The organism is Geothrix fuzhouensis (genome assembly GCF_024609325.1).
GTDB lineage: Bacteria > Acidobacteriota > Holophagae > Holophagales > Holophagaceae > Geothrix > Geothrix fuzhouensis.
The window spans coordinates 57,837-76,260 of sequence record NZ_JANHMQ010000005.1; the positions used below are offsets into that span (position 1 = coordinate 57,837).

At 66.7% G+C, this 18,424-nt stretch carries 15 protein-coding genes and 2 tRNA genes; 9 read left to right on the forward strand and 8 right to left on the reverse strand.

Features of this window, described 5'->3' with window-relative positions; translation table 11 throughout:
* Positions 1–133 precede the first annotated feature (133 nt).
* From atpA to NOV74_RS14595, 4 genes are read right to left on the reverse strand one after another with little or no spacing between them, the layout of a single operon-like run.
* Complete coding sequence (gene atpA, locus NOV74_RS14580) at positions 134–1,702, reverse strand: F0F1 ATP synthase subunit alpha (protein WP_257313991.1); 1,569 nt, start codon at positions 1,700–1,702, stop codon at positions 134–136.
* 36 nt (positions 1,703–1,738) lie between these two features.
* Positions 1,739–2,281, reverse strand: a complete 543-nt coding sequence (gene atpH / locus NOV74_RS14585; protein ID WP_257313993.1) for an ATP synthase F1 subunit delta — start codon at positions 2,279–2,281, stop codon at positions 1,739–1,741.
* Entirely contained in the window at positions 2,278–3,045 is a 768-nt protein-coding gene (locus NOV74_RS14590; protein WP_257313995.1) for a F0F1 ATP synthase subunit B, read from the reverse strand. Before NOV74_RS14590 ends, atpH begins: the two co-directional genes overlap by 4 nt.
* A gap of 3 nt (positions 3,046–3,048) precedes the next feature.
* Positions 3,049–3,561 carry a F0F1 ATP synthase subunit B gene (locus NOV74_RS14595; RefSeq protein ID WP_257313997.1) on the reverse strand — a complete coding sequence of 171 codons (513 nt, stop codon included), beginning with the start codon at positions 3,559–3,561 and terminating at the stop codon, positions 3,049–3,051.
* A 195-nt stretch (positions 3,562–3,756) separates the two neighbouring features.
* Here NOV74_RS14595 and NOV74_RS14600 point away from each other — a divergent pair.
* Positions 3,757–3,832 (forward strand) — tRNA-Val (locus NOV74_RS14600).
* Between the two features lie 29 nt (positions 3,833–3,861).
* Positions 3,862–3,938 (forward strand) — tRNA-Asp (locus tag NOV74_RS14605).
* A gap of 264 nt (positions 3,939–4,202) precedes the next feature.
* Here NOV74_RS14605 and NOV74_RS14610 read toward each other — a convergent pair.
* Positions 4,203–4,547 carry a hypothetical protein gene (locus NOV74_RS14610; RefSeq protein ID WP_257313998.1) on the reverse strand — a complete coding sequence of 115 codons (345 nt, stop codon included), beginning with the start codon at positions 4,545–4,547 and terminating at the stop codon, positions 4,203–4,205.
* Between the two features lie 115 nt (positions 4,548–4,662).
* Between NOV74_RS14610 and der the strand changes: the two genes are divergently transcribed.
* Both der and NOV74_RS14620 read left to right on the forward strand, forming a co-directional pair.
* On the forward strand, positions 4,663–6,243 hold the full coding sequence (der, locus tag NOV74_RS14615) for a ribosome biogenesis GTPase Der (protein ID WP_257314000.1): 1,581 nt from the start codon (positions 4,663–4,665) through the stop codon (positions 6,241–6,243).
* A 412-nt stretch (positions 6,244–6,655) separates the two neighbouring features.
* On the forward strand, positions 6,656–9,085 hold the full coding sequence (locus NOV74_RS14620; protein WP_257314002.1) for a M4 family metallopeptidase: 2,430 nt from the start codon (positions 6,656–6,658) through the stop codon (positions 9,083–9,085).
* Between the two features lie 299 nt (positions 9,086–9,384).
* Here NOV74_RS14620 and NOV74_RS14625 read toward each other — a convergent pair whose 3' ends face one another.
* The 3 genes from NOV74_RS14625 to NOV74_RS14635 all read right to left on the reverse strand — a co-directional run bounded on the left by NOV74_RS14625 (position 9,385) and on the right by NOV74_RS14635 (position 11,899).
* Entirely contained in the window at positions 9,385–11,067 is a 1,683-nt protein-coding gene (locus NOV74_RS14625) for a DNA repair protein RecN (protein WP_257314004.1), read from the reverse strand.
* A gap of 53 nt (positions 11,068–11,120) precedes the next feature.
* The gene (locus tag NOV74_RS14630) at positions 11,121–11,372 is read right to left on the reverse strand and encodes a MerR family transcriptional regulator (protein ID WP_257314006.1); all 252 of its coding nucleotides are present in this window, start codon (positions 11,370–11,372) and stop codon (positions 11,121–11,123) included.
* Positions 11,373–11,692: 320 nt separating this feature from the next.
* Positions 11,693–11,899 carry a hypothetical protein gene (locus NOV74_RS14635; RefSeq protein ID WP_257314008.1) on the reverse strand — a complete coding sequence of 69 codons (207 nt, stop codon included), beginning with the start codon at positions 11,897–11,899 and terminating at the stop codon, positions 11,693–11,695.
* Positions 11,900–11,930: 31 nt separating this feature from the next.
* Here NOV74_RS14635 and NOV74_RS14640 point away from each other — a divergent pair, with 31 nt between their 5' ends.
* The 5 genes from NOV74_RS14640 (at position 11,931) to NOV74_RS14660 (ending at position 18,392) form a co-directional block, all read left to right on the forward strand.
* Positions 11,931–12,929, forward strand: coding sequence for a PLP-dependent cysteine synthase family protein (locus tag NOV74_RS14640; RefSeq protein ID WP_257314010.1), 999 nt, complete (start codon positions 11,931–11,933; stop codon positions 12,927–12,929).
* On the forward strand, positions 12,926–13,888 hold the full coding sequence (locus NOV74_RS14645; RefSeq protein ID WP_257314011.1) for an alpha-ketoacid dehydrogenase subunit beta: 963 nt from the start codon (positions 12,926–12,928) through the stop codon (positions 13,886–13,888). The genes NOV74_RS14640 and NOV74_RS14645 overlap by 4 nt, the downstream gene beginning before the upstream one ends.
* 142 nt (positions 13,889–14,030) lie before the next feature.
* On the forward strand, positions 14,031–16,271 hold the full coding sequence (locus tag NOV74_RS14650; RefSeq protein ID WP_257314014.1) for a hypothetical protein: 2,241 nt from the start codon (positions 14,031–14,033) through the stop codon (positions 16,269–16,271).
* The gene (locus NOV74_RS14655) at positions 16,268–17,965 is read left to right on the forward strand and encodes a tetratricopeptide repeat protein (protein WP_257314015.1); all 1,698 of its coding nucleotides are present in this window, start codon (positions 16,268–16,270) and stop codon (positions 17,963–17,965) included. The genes NOV74_RS14650 and NOV74_RS14655 overlap by 4 nt, the downstream gene beginning before the upstream one ends.
* 22 nt (positions 17,966–17,987) lie before the next feature.
* Positions 17,988–18,392 (forward strand): response regulator transcription factor, encoded by a 405-nt coding sequence (locus NOV74_RS14660; protein WP_257314017.1) that lies wholly within the window; start codon positions 17,988–17,990, stop codon positions 18,390–18,392.
* Positions 18,393–18,424: the final 32 nt, after the last annotated feature.

An 18,424-nucleotide genomic window follows, 5' to 3' on the forward strand; every position in this document is an offset into this window, starting at 1 on the left:
GGTGACCTGCTGAGTGATCTTCACCGACCGGATGCGGCGGCGAATATCCACTCCGAAAGCCCAGAAGGCTTTCGGAGAACGGCTGGGCATCACCCGACCGCTCGATGTGGCTTCCTGGAGACCGGCCATCGGACTAGGCTCCCGCGGTCTGGTTCAGGGAGGCCTGGAAGGTCTCCTTGAAGGCCGCCACCTGGGTCTTGAGCTGGGCCTTGGCGTCGTCGCCTAGGGTCTTGGTCTCGCGGATGCCGCGGAGCACCTCGGGGGCGTTCACATCGAGGTACGCCATCAGCTCGGTCTCGAAGCGGCGGACCTGGGCAACCGGCAGGTCATCCGTGTAGCCGTTGGTGGCGGCCCAGATGATGACCACCTGCTTCTCCACCGGCATGGGCTGGTACTGACCCTGCTTCAGGATCTCCACGAGGCGCTGGCCGCGGTTCAGCTGGGCCAGGGTGGCCTTGTCCAGGTCGGAGCCGAACTGCGCGAAGGCCGCCAGCTCGCGGTACTGGGCCAGGTCGAGCTTGATGGTGCCGGCCACAGCCTTCATGGCCTTCACCTGGGCGGAACCACCCACGCGGCTCACGGAGATGCCCACGTTCACCGCGGGGCGGACGCCCGCGTTGAAGAGGTCGCTCTCGAGGAAGATCTGGCCGTCGGTGATGGAGATGACGTTGGTGGGAATGTAGGCGGACACGTCACCGGCCTGGGTCTCGATGACCGGAAGGGCCGTCAGCGAGCCAGCGCCACGCTCATCGCTGAGCTTGCAGGCACGTTCCAGCAGGCGGGAGTGGAGGTAGAACACGTCGCCGGGGTAGGCCTCACGTCCGGGAGGGCGGCGCACCAGCAGGGAGATTTCGCGGTAGGCCGCTGCCTGCTTGGACAGATCGTCGTAGATGCAGAGGACGTGGCCACCGGGGTTGTCCTTGCCTGCGGGCTTGCCGTCCTTGCCGTGCCACATGAAGTACTCGCCCAGGGCGGCGCCGGTCATGGGCGCCAGGAAGAGCAGCGGGGCGGCTTCGGAGGCGGAAGCGGCCACCACGATGGTGTGCTTCATGGCGTCGTACTCTTCCAGCGTCTTCACCACCTGGGCGATGGTGGAGCGCTTCTGGCCGATGGCGACGTAGATGCAGATCACGCCGGTGTCGCGCTGGTTGATGATGGTGTCGACGGCGACGGCGGTCTTGCCGGTCTGGCGGTCGCCGATGATCAGCTCGCGCTGGCCGCGGCCGATGGGGATCAGGCTGTCGATGGCCTTGAGGCCCGTCTGCATGGGCTCGTGCACGCTCTTGCGGTCCACGATGCCGGGGGCGATCTGCTCGATGGGGTTCGTCTTGGCGGCCTGGATGGGACCCTTGCCGTCGATGGGGTTGCCGAGGGCGTCGATGACGCGGCCCACGAAGGCGGGGCCCACGGGCACGGACATGATCTTGCCGGTGCGCTTGACGGTGTCGCCTTCCTTGATGGCGGCGGCGTCGCCCAGCAGGATGATGCCGACGTTGTCCTCTTCGAGGTTGAAGGCGAGGCCCATGACACCGTGGGGCAGCTCCAGCAGCTCGCCGGCCATGGCCTTCTCGAGCCCATAGGCGCGGGCGATGCCGTCACCCACGCTGATGACGGTGCCGACTTCGGCCACGTCCACCTGGGCATCGAAGCCTTCGATCTGGCTCCGGATGATGCGGGAAATCTCTTCCGCGCGAATGTCCATGAAGTCCTCCAAACCTGCGAGTTGAAAGCGAATGAATTAAGCGGAGAGAAGCTGAGTCTTGAGCTGGCGGAGCTGGCCCTGGAGCGAGGCGTCCAGGACTGTGGAGCCCACCTGGACCTTCAGGCCGCCGAGGAGGGCAGAATCCTGGTGCCAGGAGAGGCGGATGGTCTTTCCCGTGCGGGCCGTGAGCGAAGCCACCAGGGCCGTGGTCTGAGCCTCACTCAGGGGCTGGGCGCTGGCCACCTTGGCTTCGACGATGCCGGCGCGCTCGTCCACCTGCTCCGCGAAGGTGCGGTGGATGTCGGGCAGCAGGTTCAGGCGGCCGGCCTCGGCCACCACCCGGAAGAAGTGGCGGAGCGTCTGGCTGACCTTGGCGGTGGCGAGGATGGCTTCGAAGACCTCGGCCTTCTTGGTGGGCAGCACCAGCGGTGAGGCCACCAGCCGGGAGAGGTCGGCGTTGGCGGCCACGGTGGCGGCCACGGTGTCCAGTTCCTGCTGCAGCTGGGGAACATTGCCCTGCTGATCGCCGATCTGGAGGAGGGCCTTGGCGTAGCGCCGGGCGGTCAGGCGGTTGCTCACTGGACTCCTCCGGTCTGCTGGCCGATCTGCTGGATGGCGCGGTCAAGGGCCTTGGCGGCGTCTGGCCCCTGCATCCTGGATTCAAGACGCTTCGCAGCGCCTTCGATGGCCAGCTCGGCCACGAGGGCTCGCAGTTCCAGCTCGGCCTGGCGCTTCTGGAAGCCAATCTCAGCCTGAGCCTGGGCCAGGATCTGGGCAGCTTCGGCCTTGGCAGCCTCCAGCACGCGCTGCTTCTCGGCCTCGGCGTCGGTCTCGGCCTTGGCGAGGATCCCCGCCAGCTCACCTTCGAGCCCGGCCATCTTCGTCTCCATCTCCTTCAGCTGGGCTTCGCCCTCGGCCTTGTCCTTCTCCGCCTGGGCGAGCAGGGTCTCCAGCTCCTCCTTGCGGGACTTGAACATGGCCGACAGCGCGCCCTTCAGGAGGAAGAACAGGGCAGCACCATAGATCGCGAAATTCAGTAGCTGGACCAGAAAGGCCCCGCCCTTGCCGTAGTCCTTGCCGAAGAGCTTCATGGCGGGGCCGTGATGGGCGCCGCCGTGAGCCTCCTGGCCAGCCGCCTCATGACCTGCGGCCTCGTGGCCGACAGCTTCTGTTCCATGGCCTTCTGGGACGTGGCCTTCCGCAGGCTGGGCCTCGTGGCCGACCGTGGGCGGTTCGTGCGGCTCCACCGCTGGAGCGGCATGGGCGTCATGCGCCTGGGCCGCGAGCCCGAGGGGACTGAGGGCCAGGACGACAGCGAAGGAAATTCGGGTCAGCGTCTTCATGGTTCAGGCCTGCTTCAGAAGGGTCTGGGCCATGGCTTCGGACAGGGCGTCCACCTGAGCCAGCAAGTTCTGCCGAGCCTCCGCCTGCTGAGCCTTCAGGGAGGCCACCGCAGCCAGGCGCTCGGCCTGGGCCTTGGTGCGAGCCTCGTCCAGAAGTTGCTGTTTCGCCTTGCCCGCGGCATCCGCCAACGCCTTGCGGCGGGCGAAGGCCTGGGCGCGGAGATCCTTCAGCCGGCCCTGGTAGTCCTTCTGGCGGGCGTCCACCTGGGCCACGGCCTGGGCCTTGGCATCCCCGCCGGCGTTCAGGTCGCGCTCCCGGTCATCCATGACCTGAGTGATGGGCTTGAAGAACACCACCCGGAGGTAGAGGTAGAGCACCACGAGCAAGACGATCACGAACAGGATGGCCGGCAGGTCGGGGCGCATGGGGTCCGGCATCTGAGCCAGGATGCGCGCGACGGGGCCGTCCCCTTCCGGTGATCGAAGCGTCAGATTCGCCAGTTCCAGCAGCGCCACAGGCCACCCTCCAGAAACGTCCCAAGGCCACGGCCGAAGGGATCGGCCAGGGTCACACCGACACCAGCGAAAGGTCCGCGGGAACCTCTGGCACGGAAGTCTGGAAACCTTACCAGATCTGACGGAAACCCTCAACGCAGACCTTTGGCCTTGACCCTTCCCTCCTCCCGTGTGAGGATCGTGATTCGGCGATTCGGGCGATTAGCTCAGTCGGTAGAGCGGCTGCCTTACACGCAGCATGTCGGCGGTTCGAGCCCGTCATCGCCCACCAGCCAGCCTGGTGAAAAGCAGGAAAAGCAAGGGGTTGTAGCTCAGTCGGTTAGAGTGCCGGCCTGTCACGCCGGAGGTCGCGGGTTCGAGCCCCGTCAGCCCCGCCAGAACGAAAAAGGGTCCCACGCGGGACCCTTTTTCGTTCTGAAGCGCGGGGCTGACGGGGCTCGAACCCGCCCCGGCCGCGCATGCGCGGCCAGGATCCAGCGTCGAGTGCGGAGACGGCAGCGTCAGCGGAGGCCCTCCAGTGGAGGGCCGAAGTAGCTGCGGGCTACGCGGGGGACGCAAGCCCGCAGGGCGCAGCGGATCCGTTCGAGCCCTCGATCCGGTGGGTCGTGATGGAAGGTGGAGAACGGCGTGGTCCGCCTCTCCTACTTCATCTCGCCCTTGAACGTCGCGATCTCCCGCCGCAGGACCGTGGCACGGTTCTTCGCTTCGGTCGACTTTAGTTGCGGCGTCAAGTCCGCCAGTTCCTGCTCGACGCGTTCGACAGTGGCGATCGGTGCCTCCACCTGGCTGGACGCATCCACGCCCAGCGCCTGGGTCCGGCCGGCCGCCTGCCATTGCTCGCGGGCTCGCGCGAATTCCTCGCCCAGATCAATCACCTGCTGCTCCTCCGCCGAGAGGGCCACCCAGGGGAGGCGGCCCGTCATGAAGTAGTAGCCTCCCGTAAACAAGCCAGCCACGACCACAAAGACAGCCAGAATCCTCTTCATGAACACACCCCATCGGATTTCTCCGCCTCAGCTTACGGCGAATGGAGGGCGATAGTCTCATTCCTTCCCTGTCTTTTCCCGCCCGAACCGATAGACTGAAGGGCTTGGAACAGATATGAAACTACCCCTTGTCGCCCTCTGCGGACGCCCGAACGTGGGCAAGTCCACCCTCTTCAACCGGCTCACCCGCACCCGGGCGGCCCTGGTCCACGACCTGCCGGGCATGACCCGCGACCGCAGCTACGGGCGCGTCACCTGCCTGAGCGAGGAGGGCGTGGCGGAGGAGGTCTTCGAGCTGGTGGATACCGGCGGCCTGGATTTCGAAGGCGATGACGTCATCACCCAGGGCATCACCCGCATGGCCGAGGCCGCGCTGGGCGAGGCCCACGTGGCCATCCTCCTGGTGGACGGCCACGACGGCCTGACCGCCGGGGACGAGGAGATCGCCGCGCGGCTCCGCCGCCAGGGCAAGCCCATCCTGCTCGTCATCAACAAGCTGGACGGCATGAAGGGCGGCGCGCCCGATGCCGGCTTCTACGGTCTGGGCTTTGATCAGGTGCTGGCCATCTCCGCCGCCCACGGGGCGGGTGTTCCCGAGCTAATCGAGGCCATCCGTGCGCGTCTGCCCTTCCACCGCACGCCCGAAGAGGCGGAAATCCACTCGCTTTCGGACGAGCTGCGCTTTGCCATTATCGGCCGGCCCAACGTGGGCAAGTCTTCCCTCACGAACCGCCTGCTGGGCTATGAGCGCAGCCTGGTGAGCGAGGTCGCCGGCACCACGAGGGATACCGTAGATACGGTCTTCCACGTGAAGGACAAGGTCTACCGGATGATCGATACGGCCGGCATCCGCAAGAAGGGCAAGACCCACGAAGGCGCCGAGAAGCTCAGCATCCTCAAGGCCAAACAGGCCATGGCGCGCGCCGACGTGAGCCTGCTCCTGCTGGATGCCGTGGAGGGGGCCACCCACCAGGATGCCGTCATCGCCGGCTACGCCCAGGAGGCCGGTGCCGCTGTCATCCTCGTGGTGAACAAGTGGGATCTCGTCGAGAAGGACACCCACACCATCTACGGGGCCGAAGAAGACCTCCGCCGCAGCCTGGGCTTCCTGCACCACGCACCCATGATCTTCCTGTCGGCGCTCACCGGACAGCGCGTGTCAAAACTTTTCGGCATGATCGACGAGCTGGCCGAGGCCCACGCCCGGCGGATCCCCACGGGCGAGCTGAACCGGTTCCTGCGCGAAACCGTGAGCGCCATGAGCCCCCACGCCATCGATGGCAAGCTGCCCAAGCTCTACTTCATGACCCAGGTGGGTGTGCGACCGCCCAGCTTCGTGGTGAAGGCCAACACGGACCGCGGACTCCACTTCAGCTACGTCCGCTACATGGAGAACCGCCTGCGCGAGCAGTTCGGCCTAGCAGGCGTGCCGCTACGCCTCAGCATCCAGAAAAAAAAGAAAGACGAGGGCGAGGAAGCGGAAGTCGCAGCTGTGCGCCGCATCCTGGATCCGGGTGAAGGCCTGAAGCCTTCCCGTAGCAACGAATCCCTCCAGGCCCAGCGGGTGGACAAGGTCAAGGCGCGGCCCCGCCCCAAGAAGAAGGAAGGCCCCAAACCCGCTGCCAAACAGGCGCCTCGCAAGGGCCCCGGCGGGCCGCCCAAGCGGGTTCGGCAGAAGTCCACCAAGCGCCCCTAGCACGCCCTCGGCCAGGCCGAAGTTGCCCGAATGCGAGGGCTCGGTCTGGGCTGTCGGAGGCCAATTCCCCGAAGGTTCCATCGTCAAGGCGCGCGTCCCATGCCTGCTCAAAGAGGACCGGATCAACCTCCAGCTCCCTTGATCAATAGCTTCAAACAGGACTTTCTGATTGATTATTAATTATTGTAAATAATGCATTTATTTTAAAAATATCTAAATAGAACTGATTCTCAAGAAAATTAACAAGCCTTAACTTGAGGGGTTGACGGGCGACAGGGACTCTGGTTCCTACTTCCTGATCTTTCTTCGCAACCTTACCCTCCACGTCTGCACTCGCGAGGCGTGGGGCCGCATGGGCCAGTCGGGCCGATGTGGTTGCGCCCCCTCCCCCCCTCTATTGAAGGAGTTGCCAATGGCGATCTCCAAGGGCCGCATGGCCTTGTCTTTCCTCGCGGCCGCGCTGGCCGCCGGTTCCCTCAGTGCCCGCCTTCCGCAGGAGTCTCTGCGCGGCGAGGCCGCGACCCAGCGCCTGCTGGCCAACCGGGCCCAGCTGGGCCTGACCGCCGACCACGCGTTCCTGCTGCGGGACACGCATTCCGACCAGCTCGGTCAAACTCACGCCCATTTCCAGCAGACGTACAAGGGTGTGAAGGTGTGGGGCGGCGACGCCATCACCCACCTGAGCAAGGATGGCGCCGAGCTCCCACTCACCAATGCTCTGCTCAAGGGCATCCAGCTCAACGTGACGCCAGCTCTGGGCGCCACCGAAGCCCTGGCTGTGGCGCAGCAGGACTTGGCCCCCAAGGGTGCCTTCGCCTACGCCCCGACCACGGAACTGGTGGTCTACCCCGAGATGACCGAGGTCGTGCGTCGCACCGGCAAGGCCGCCGCGGAGTTGAACGCCGAGGACATGTCCCGCGAGGTGCTCCGCTACACCCTCGCCTACCACGTCCACACCGAGCTTGAGAATGACCAGGACGGCATCAAGCACACGGACTACCTGGTGAACGCGCACACCGGCGCCATCCTCAAGTCCTGGAACACCCTCCACACCACCGCCGCCACCGGCACCGGCAACAGCCAGTACAACGGCACGATCTCCCTGCCCACCAACTACACCGGCAGCACCTACGAACTGCGCGACATGACCCGCGGCACCGGCGGTTCCTTCGGCAACAACGTGGTCACCAACATGGCCCACGCCGCCACCACCAGCACCGCCACGGGCACCCTCTACACCGACGCCGACAACACCTGGGGTGACGGCGCCAACTACGTGGAAGGCAGCTCCACCACCGCCGCCAATGGCGAGACCGCGGCCGTTGACGCCATGTTCGGCATGATCAAGTCCTGGGACTTCTACAAGAACGTCTTTAGCCGCAACGGCATCGACGGGGCCGGCACCGCCACCTACAGCCGCGTCCACATCAGCAACAGCTACGACAATGCCTTCTGGTCTGACAGCTGCTTCTGCATGACCTACGGCGATGGGTCCTCCTTCACCACGCTCACCGCCCTCGACGTGGCCGGCCACGAGATGAGCCACGGCGTCTGCGCCCGCACCGCGAACCTCACCTACTCCGGTGAGTCGGGCGGCCTGAACGAGGCCAACTCCGACATCTTCGGCACCATGATCGAGTACTACGCCCGCGGCGGGTCGGGTTCGACCATCGGCAGCACCGGCGGCAACTGGACCATCGGCGAGCAGCTGGCCACCAGTCCCCTGCGCTGGATGTACAAGCCCAGCCTGGACGGCTCCAGCCCCGACGCCTGGTCCTCCACCATCGGCAACCTGGACGTGCACTACTCCAGCGGCCCCATGAACCGCTGCTACTACTTCCTCAGCCAGGGCGCCACCACCAGCGGCAACACCAGCACCACCTACCTGCCCAGCGGCATGACCGGCATCGGAAACGACGCCGCCGCCCGCATCTGGTTCCGCGCACTTTCGGTCTACATGACCTCCAGCACCAACTACGCCGGAGCCCGCACCGCTTCCATCAGCGCCGCCAAGGACCTCTACGGTGCCGGCAGCGCCCAGGAACAGGCCGTGTGGAACGCCTTCCATGGCATCAACGTGGGTGCCGCCTGGACCAGCGGATCTTCGGATACCACCGCTCCCACCGTCTCGGCCACCGAGTCTGGCACCAGCGGCACCATCACCTTCTCCGCCACGGCCTCCGACAATGTGGGCGTCACCAAGGTGGAGTTCTACGTGGATGGCGCCCTGAAGGGCAGCGACACCACCAGCCCCTACAGCATGACCCTGGACAGCACCACGCTGACCAATGCCAGCCACACCCTCACGGCCAAGGCCTATGACGCGGCGGGCAATGTCGGCACCAGCACCGGTGTCAGCTTCACGGTGTCCAACGCCACCTCCGGCGCGGAACTCATCCTGAACGGCGGCTTCGAAAGCGGCGTCACCAGCTGGACCCAGACTACCGGCGTCATCGGCACCTACACCGGCGAGCCCGCCCATGGCGGTTCCTACGATGCCTGGATGTGCGGCTACGGCTCGGCCCACACCGACTACGTCTACCAGCAGATCGCCGTCCCCAGCACCGCCACCGGCACCCTGACCTTCTGGCTCCACATCGACACAGCGGAAACCACCACCACCACCGCCTACGACACGATGAAGGTCCAGGTGCTCAACACCTCCGGCACCGTGCTGGCCACCCTGGCCACCTACTCGAACCTGAACAAGAACACGGGCTACACCCAGAAGTCGCTGAGCCTCAGCGCCTACAAGGGCCAGACCATCCGCCTGCGTTTCTACTCCGTGGAAGACAGCAGCCTCCAGACCTCCTTCGTCATCGACGATGTGAGCGTCAAGTAGTCTCGTTCCGCATCACGATAAGGGCCGCCTCCGGGCGGCCCTTTCTCATTTTCTTCCGTGGTCTAAGAAGTGCTAGAACACAGAGGGCGCGGAGGACCACAGAGGACGCAGAGGGGGCTGTGTGCTCGCCGCGCGGGTCCGCCGAAGGCCGCTTTCGCTTTTCCCCTGATCAGCAAGAGTTCCAACGTGGCCCAGGGCTGATAGGAGACCATCCGCAGCAGCTCTCTGTGCCTTCTGCGGCTCTCTGCGTCCTCTGTGTTCCTCTTTTTGAGACTTGAAAACCCTGGACGATTCCCTGCTCATCCCTCGAGCAGCACCTTCGCGTGTTCCAGGGCCTCGGGCCGGTCAGGGTGGCCGGAGAGCAGGCGTGCCAGCTCGCGGTTGCGGGCCTCACCCGCCACCCAGCCCAGGGCGCTGCGGGTGCGGCCGCCTTCGGTTTCCTTGTGCAACCGTCCATGCCGGTCCGCCCGGGCCGCCACCTGGGCGAGGTGCGTCACAGCCAGCACCTGGTGCGCCTGCCCGAGTTCCGCCACGGCTTTGCCCACAGCCAGGGCCGTCTCGCCGCCGAGGCCGGCGTCCACTTCGTCGAGGACCAGCGTCAGCCCGTCTTTCACGCCCGCGCCCAGGGCCAGGCCCGCGCCCACCAGAGCCAGCATGAGGCGGCTCAGTTCGCCGCCAGAGGCGATCTTGGCCAGGGGACGGAAGCCTTCGCCTGGGTTCGGCTCGATCCAGATGGCCAGGGCCGAGAAGCCCTGCGCCGCCACCCGGACGGGCCGACCGCTCTGCTGCACAGGGCTGCCGGTCTCCTCCGCGAGGGAAAGCCGCAATTGGATCCGCGCACCCTTCATGCCCAGGCGGCCAAGGCGCTTCTGCACCTCAGCCTCCAGCTTGGGGATGGCTTCGCCTCGGCGCCCGTGCAAGAGCTCAGCCACCAACCGGTAGGCCTCCGCGGCCTTTGCCAGAGCCTTTTCCAGTTCCTTCACCGAGACATCACCGGCCAGCAGGGCCCGCCGTTCGTCCCTGAGGGTCTGCTGGCGGGCGACCAGTTCCTCGGGCTCGCAGCGGTGGCGGCGGGCCAGGCGTTCGTACAGCGCCAGACGGGCTTCCATGATCTCGATGCGGTCGGCCCCAGCCTGGGACCAGCGCAGGGCCTGATCCTGGGCCAAGGCCAACAGGTCCTCCAGCTCCAGGACGGCGGAGCGCAGGCGGTCCTGCTCGGCGACGGCGTCAGGCCAGTGCGCCACAGCGCGCACCAAGGCCTTATGAGCCAGCTCCACCTTGGGAATGCCGTCGTCCAGGGCCTCCGCTGCCTCGCGGAAGGCCTGTTCGAGATGGACGGCGTGGCGCAGGGGTTCGCGATCCGCCTTGAGCTGGGCCCATTCGCCAGGTTTCGGAACGAGCTTGTCCAGATCCGCGAGCGCCTCCGCCAGCTGCTCCAGTCGCTGCTCGCGTTCGGCCTCGCTGCGACGCCGGGCCTTCAGCGCCGTCTCGGCTTCCCGCACGGCCGCAGCCTCGGCCTCCAGGCCGGGCTCGATGCCCAAGACTTCGTCGATGAGGGCGAGATGACGTTCCTCCCCCAGCAGGGACTGGTGATCATGCTGGCTGGTTAGGCGCATCCAAAGGCGGCCGGCATCGCGCAGATCCGCGAGGGTGCAGCTGGCGCCGTTGATCCAGGCCCGGCTGCGGCCCGACCCCACTTCGCGCCGCAGCACCACCGGCTGTTCCTCCGGCATGCCTCGTTCAGTCAGGAAGGCCCGCCAGACCTCGAAACGACCTTCCACGACGGCTTCCACCGTGGCCCGTTCCGAGCCGTGGCGCACCAGTTCCGCATCGCCCCGGGCGCCCACCAGCAGGGACAGCGCATCCACCAGCAGGGACTTGCCCGCGCCGGTCTCGCCCGTGAGCACCGTGAAGCCCGGCCCCCAATCCAGGGACAGGTCTTCGACCAGGGCCAGGTTCTGGATGCGCAGCGAGGAGAGCATGGGGAGAGTCTAGCGGGTCGCAGAGAAAGGCGGGCGCGGCCCCCGAAACCCCGCTAGCCGAACCCGACCCGCCGCTGTTCCTCGAACAGATCCCTGCCCTCCAACCATGCATCGATTTCGAAGGGATAGGCATAGACGGAGCCGAGCCGACGATGCATGTGGCGGTGCACGGGCAGCCGCTCCCACTTCTCCCAGCGTTGGACGGTCGCCACGCTCACCTGCGCGTAGGCGGCGATCTCCTTCCAGGAGCGCAGGCAGACCTCTCCCGCCTTGGCGCCGCCCGGGGTGTCGCCTGAAGGGGCCATGCCGCTCCTCCCTCCGACCTCGTCATGCCACGCTCTGAAATGCCTTGAGCATGTCGGCAATCTTACAGAAAAAGGCATTCTTGTCGATTACATCCATCACTATTTTCATAAAATCGCTTCTCATTCTTAATAAACATCAGCATGAACATGAGTCGTTGGCAGACCTCGCCACGCCTCTCATCGCTGTCGTCTGGTCCACAGCGATCCCGGCACGGTGGCACCCGCAAGTTCACCGAACCGGGGTTCTCCCTTTCCAACTCAGACAAAATCCTCCCGGGCAGGCATGGACCGGGTCGGTCCCTGCCTGCCACCCACCCTACCTATTGCAGGGGCGCAACGTTGGTGAGCACGCCAGAGATATCGGAGTTGAAATAGCCCAATTCCTGCATGCCGCCGGCCAGGGGGGACCAGGCGAAGATGCCGGCCCCCAGGAGGTTTCCGGAAGCGTTGGCGAAGTCGCCGCCCGGATTCTCATGCTTCCTGACCCGCCCGAAGGGATCGAGAGCCTCTCCCCGAGGTGGCGGCATCGCCGGTCATACTGGCATCAGGAGGAACCTCATGCAGTACCGGAAGCCCTGCGGCAGTGTCCTGGAAGCCATCGGCAACACGCCGCTGGTGCGGCTGCGCCGCGTCGTGGGGGACCTGCCGACGGAGGTCTTCGCCAAGCTCGAGTTCCTGAATCCCATGGGCAGCAGCAAAGACCGCATTTCCAAGTACATGATCGAAGCCGCGGAGCGCGACGGCCGCCTGAAGCCCGGGGACACCATCATCGAAAACTCCTCGGGCAACACCGCCATGGGCTTGGCCCTCATGGCCATCCAGAAGGGCTACAAGCTGAAGGTGGTGGTGCGCGACACCATCTCCCAGGAGAAGCTCAATCAGCTCCTGGCTCTCGGCGCCGACGTCCTCAAAGTGGACACGAGCCTGCCGCCAGAACACCCGGACAGCTACAACAACATCACGCCCCGCCTCGCCCGGGAGATCCCGAACTGCTTCTTCCCGGACCAGCACGGGAACCGCGAGAATAACGCGGCCCACTACCACGGCACGGGGCCGGAGATCTGGGAGCAGATGGAAGGCCGCATCGACTACCTGGTGGCCGGAGCCGGCACCGGCGGCACCATCGGCGGCGTGGGGCGGTATCTCAAGGAGCAGGATCCGAAGATCAAGGTGGTGGCCGTCGATCCTGTGGGCTCGGTGTTCACGCCTCACTTCCACGGGGAGAAGGACCCCAAGGCGGGCCCCTACAAGCTTGAGGGCCTGGGCGACGAATTTCTCATTCCCACCATGGAGTTCGAGCTCATCGACGAGATGTTCCAGGTGACGGACCGCGACGCCTTTCAGCACGCCCGCCGGCTCGTGAGGGAGGAGGGCGTCCTGGGCGGTGGCTCCAGCGGCGCGGCCCTCTGGGCGGTGCTCCAAGTGGCGAAGCACTTGCCGCCCATGGACCGCCCGGCGCGCATCGTGACCGTCTTCCCGGATGGCGCGGGCCGCTACCTCAGCAGCATCTTCAACGACGCCTGGCTCGCGGAACGGGGCCTGCTGGAGGCGAAATGACCGCCTTCTCCGGCACCTACGTCGACGCCATCCGGCAGGCCCTCTTCGATGCCATGGAGGCCGATCCCCGGGTCTGCTGCCTGGGTGAGGACATCGGCACGTACGGGGGTGCCTTCCGCGCCACCGAAGGATTGCTGGCCCGGTTCGGCCCGGACCGGGTCATCGACACGCCCATCTCCGAGCAGGCCATCGTGGGCGCCGCCATCGGCGCGGCGATGATGGGCCAGCGGCCCGTGGCCGAGTTCCAGTTCATGGATTTTGCCCTGCTGGCGTCCGACCTGATGGTGAACTTCGCCGCCAAGACCCACTGGCGCTGGGGCGCCACCGTGCCAGCGGTATTCCGCGGACCCTCCGGCGCTGGCAACGGCGGCGGCCCCTTCCACAGCCAGAATCCCGAGGGCCATTTCCTGGGCAGTCCTGGCCTCAAGGTGGTGGCACCGGGCACCGTGCGCGACGCTTACGCCTTGCTGCGGGCCGCCATCGAGGATCCCGATCCGGTGCTGTTCTTCGAGCACAAGCACCTCTACCGCCGCCTCAAGGACCAGTGGGACGCGGCCCCCACGGCCCGGCTCGGGGAAGCGGCCCTACGCAAGGACGGCACGCGGGCCTGCATCCTCACCTACGGCGCGGCCCAGCATGTGGCGCTGGAGGCCGTGGCCGACCTGGATGTGGCCGTGCTGGATCTCCGCACCCTCTGGCCTCTGGACGATCAGGCCATCACGGGGCTCGTGCAGCGCACCCATCGCGCCCTGGTGCTCACGGAGGCCAGCCTCACCTACGGTCCCGGCGCCGAATGGGCGGCCCGCATCGGCGAGACCTGCTTCGGCTGGCTGGACGCCCCGGTTCTGCGCCTGGGCGCCGCGGACACACCCACGCCCGCCAGTCCGCCCCTGGAGGCGGCCTATCTGCCTGGCGTGCAAGCCGTGCGGTCCGCCGTGGAACGGCTCCTGGCCTGGTGAGGTCCCCGGATCGCACCTCGACCTCCAGTTTCATGACCAGGATCCGAGAAAAGCCGGTCTAATAGGTCAAATGCTCCCGTCATTACCGGCCTTGATATCTCTCAGCCTCGTTCTTTTCCTGGGTCCTCCTGGAGTGGAGGCCATGGCCTTGGGGCAGGTCTCCCGTCCACCCCGATCCCGGACCGTGGCCCAGACTCCGGTTCCCCTACCCACCCAAATCCAGATCCCGGCCCGGGCGCATGACCGCCGGCTGGAAGTGGCTGATGGTCAGGGCGGTTGGCGGCCCTTCTATGTCAAAGGCGTGAACCTCGGCGCGGCCCTGCCGGGCAAATTCCCCAGCGAGTTTCCCGGCCGGACCACCTACGACGGGTGGCTCCGGGAAATGGCCGAGGCGGGCTTCAACACGATCCGGGTCTACACCATCCACCCGCCCGCCTTCTACGAGGCGCTGCGCGCCTACAACCTCGGCGCCCGGAAACCACTCTGGCTCATCCATGGCGTGTGGGCCGAGTCCCCTCCCCGCCATGATTTCCAGGACCCGGCCTGGCTCGCGGCCTGGCGCCGGGAGATGCGGGAGGTGGTTGAGGTTCTCCACGGCCGCGCCCGCATCCCCGTGCGCCCGGGGCACAGCGATGGCACATACGGGGCGGATGTCAGCCCGTGGACCCTGGCCGTCATTTTGGGCCGCGAGTGGGAATCGTCCAGCGTGGTGGCGTTCAACCGCCAGCATCCGGGCGCCGCGGACTGGGCCGGCCGCTTCGTGACCGTGCGGGGCGGCCACGCCATGGAACAGTTCCTGGCCCAGAGCATGGACCGCTTCCTGAGCCTCGAGTGGGACCAGTTCCACGCCCAGCGCCCCATCGCCTTCACCAACTGGCCCACGCTGGACCCCCTGTTCCACATCACGGAAGCCACGGAACGGGAGGAGCGCGCCCTGCGCCAGAAGCTGGGCATGGCCGTCGAGCCGCTGAACGCCGACATCGACGACGAGGATGCCGTCGGCCTCGACATGGAGAAGTTCGACGGGACACCGGCCTTGTTGGCGGGCCTCTTCGCCAGCTACCACGCCTATCCGTACTATCCCGACTTCATGAACCTGGATCCCGGTTATGCCCAGGCCAGCGACCATCTGGGGCCCAGCAACTATGCGGGGTACCTCGCCGAGCTGGTGAAGCACCATGCCCGTCACCCGGTGCTCATCGGAGAATTCGGAGTGCCCTCGTCCCGCGTGGTCGCCCACTGGCAGGCCCAGGGGTTGACCCACGGCGGCCAGAACGAACGCGAACAGGGCGAGCAGGATGCCCGGCTCCAGCGGGACATCTACGACGCGGGCTGCGCGGGGGGCGTCCTGTTCGCCTGGATCGACGAATGGTTCAAGAAGAATTGGCTGACCATGCCGTTCGAGCTTCCCTCCGATCGGAAGCCGCTTTGGTACAACGTCATGGATGCCGAGGAGAACTACGGCCTCATTGCCTACCGTCCGGGCGCCAAGGGACCCGCGATCCTCATCGACGGCAAGGCCGGGGATTGGGCCCGGGTTCCGGTCTATCTGGATGGCGGCGGCTACACCCTGAAGGTGCTGGCGGACGAAGGCTGGCTCCATCTGGGGCTGTTCCTCCCTGGTCCAGTGGACTTTTCGAAGCAGGCCTTCCTGGTGGGCATCGACACCGTGGATCCCCGGCGGGGTGATCACCGGCTGTCCGGTATGTCAGACCTTCGCAGCGAGGCGGGACTGGAGTTTGTGGTCCGCTTCCAGGGCTCGGACCGCACCGGCGTGTTCGTGGACGCACCCTATGCTATTCCCGAGTTCCGGCCCAGGCCCGACCAGCACTACCGGAGCCTCCCCAACGAGGCAGGCCGGTTCGTCATGCCCACGGCCAAGAGCAACCATCCCCGGATCGGCCGCGACGGCTCGAGGTTCCCGGGCCACAGCACCGATATCGGCTGGCTCCGCCAGGGCACCCAGGACCGCACCGACCCCGCCTTCGATTCCCGGGCCGAGTGGCAGGTGGGCCAAAGCCCGGACGGGCGGGGGTTCCTGGAGGCGCGGATTCCCTGGACGCTGCTTCAGGTCACGGACCCCAGCAGCCGGACGGTCCTCGACGATCCCGAGCAGAAGCAGCCCGGCTCTCTGGGAACGGCGATCACGCCCGGGTTCAGATTCGTGTTCGCGGCCCTCGCTGCCGACACACTCATCGGGGCCGGGAATGGCACTGTTCGCCTGACCCTCCCGACCGCCCGTCACGGACGCATCCCCTTGCCCCCCCTCTTCACCTGGCCCACCTGGAACCGACCGAGCTTCCATCGCTTCCGCAAGCAGTCCTACACGATCTACCAGAAGGCCCTGGCCGACACCCCCGACGAACCGAGGATGCCCCGATGATCCATCCCGCACCGCCCGCCCTGCAGGAACCCGCTCCGGCCCCCAACGCCACCGCCCTTCTGAAACAGGCCCGGGAGCTGCGTTCGCAAAAACGGCTGCCCGAGGCCGTGGCGGTGTACACCCGGATGCTGGAACGCTGGAAGGATCAGCCCGACGCCCTCCTCGAACGGGCCCGGACGCTGAGCTGGATGAAGCGCTTCGACGAGGCCATCCGCGACCTCAAGCGGCACCGGGAGGTCCATCCGGAGCTTGCGGCCGAATCCGAACCGGTGCTGGCCCGGGTGACCGCCTGGTCCGGCCGGTTCAAGGAAGCGGTGCGGATCCTCCAGCCTTACGTCGCCAGGGGCGACCGCCAGGCCACCCTGGATACCGCCACCTATCTGAGCTGGGACGGACACCTCAATCAGAGCCTGGACCTGACCGACGGTTGGCTGAAGAGCCACCCGGCGGACCGGGACTTCTTCATCCTCCGGGGACGGGTGCTGGGCTGGCGTGGACGGCACGCCCAGGCGCGCCGGGCCTACCAGGAAGCGCTCCTCCAAAACCCGGGGGACCGCGAAGCGCTGCTGGGGCTCGCCCAGCTGGACCTCTGGGCGGGCGATCCCGAGGCGGCAGAGCGGCGCCTGGCCAGCCTGGGACCCGAGGACGCCAAGAGCCCCGAGGCGGAACTCATGCGGGCCCAGATCGACCAGCGCATGGGGCGCCTCCGCCAGGCCCGGAGCCGGACCGAGGCCTTGCTGGACCAGCCGGACCAGCGGGAGGACGCCCAGTCCAGGCTGCGCGGCCTCGCCGACGCCCAGGGCCCCTGGCTCGAACTCTCCCAGACCCGCACCGATTCCAACGAAGGGCTGCGGGCCCAGGCCCAGCGGGTGGACGCGGCGATCCCGTTCTTCGACGGCAGTCTGCGGGTCGGCGGATCCTTCGACCTGCTCAATCAGAGTGGCCTGGCCGAGCGCAAGCCCCAGGAATGGTCAGTGGGGCTCAGCCAGCCCCTGGGCTCGCGCCTCACGGCCTCGGCGCAGGTGGGTCGGGTGGATGACGTCGGGGGGGATCCGGCGGGCTTCCATAGCCTCGCCCTGGGCTGGCGCGCCGCACCGGGATTGAACCTGGTCCTGTCCCATGCCTTCGCGCCGAACCTGGCCACGCCCATGGCGGTGGACCTCCGCACCTACACCCGGACCTGGGGCCTGGGCGGGGCCTGGGTCTTCAACCAGACCCTCGATCATTTGGCTCTGTCCCTGGAGCGGGCCTTCCTCTCCCCGGGCGCCGCCCGAACGGGCCTCCGGGGAGAGGCGGGGCACCGCTTCCCCTTCGAGGGGGGAGAATGGCGCGCGGGCCTTGCCAGCCGGTTCATCGACCAGAACCGGAGCCTTCGCATCGGCTTCTTCAATCCCCAGCGCTACCGGTACTATGGCGCCACGGCCGGAGCCTCACTGCGCCAGGAGGAACGCTGGGAGCTCGCCCTCGATGCCTGGGGGGGAAGCCAGACGGTGAACCAGACGTCCAGCCAGTTCACCTGGGGGTACACGCTGGCTGGTACCTGGACGCCCGGGGGCTCGGCCGTCTCCCTCTTCGCCTCCTGGGGCCAGAGCATGGCGGGCCTGCCCATCGCGGATCCCACGGATCCCACCAGCTACCGGGATCACACCCTGCGATTCGGAATCCGGATCCGTGGAAAACGCTGGATTTGGTAGAAAGGCGGTAGACTTTTTCCCGATGACTCGACGCTGGCCAATTCAAACGACGGTCCTGGTGGTGGAAGACGACCCGGCGACCGCGAAGATCATCCAGGTCCGCCTGGAGATGGAGGGGCTGAAGGTCCTCGTCGCCGCCAATGGCCTGGAAGCGCTTGAGATCCTCCAGCGTGAGAAGATTGATCTGATCTCCACCGACCTCATGATGCCGGCCATGAACGGGTTCCGATTGGTGCAAGAGGTCCGGGACCTCCCGCCCCCCAAGGGGCGCATTCCCATCCTGCTCCTCTCCAGCAACCACAGTGAGCAGGACATGGTGCGCTGCCTGGCCGCCGGAGCCGACGACTACATGGCCAAGCCGATCTCGGTACAGGTGCTGGTGGAACGGCTGTGGCGACTTTACGAACGCTCCCATCGCGCGGGGTGAGTCATCGTCCCCCTTCACCTGCCGCATAACCT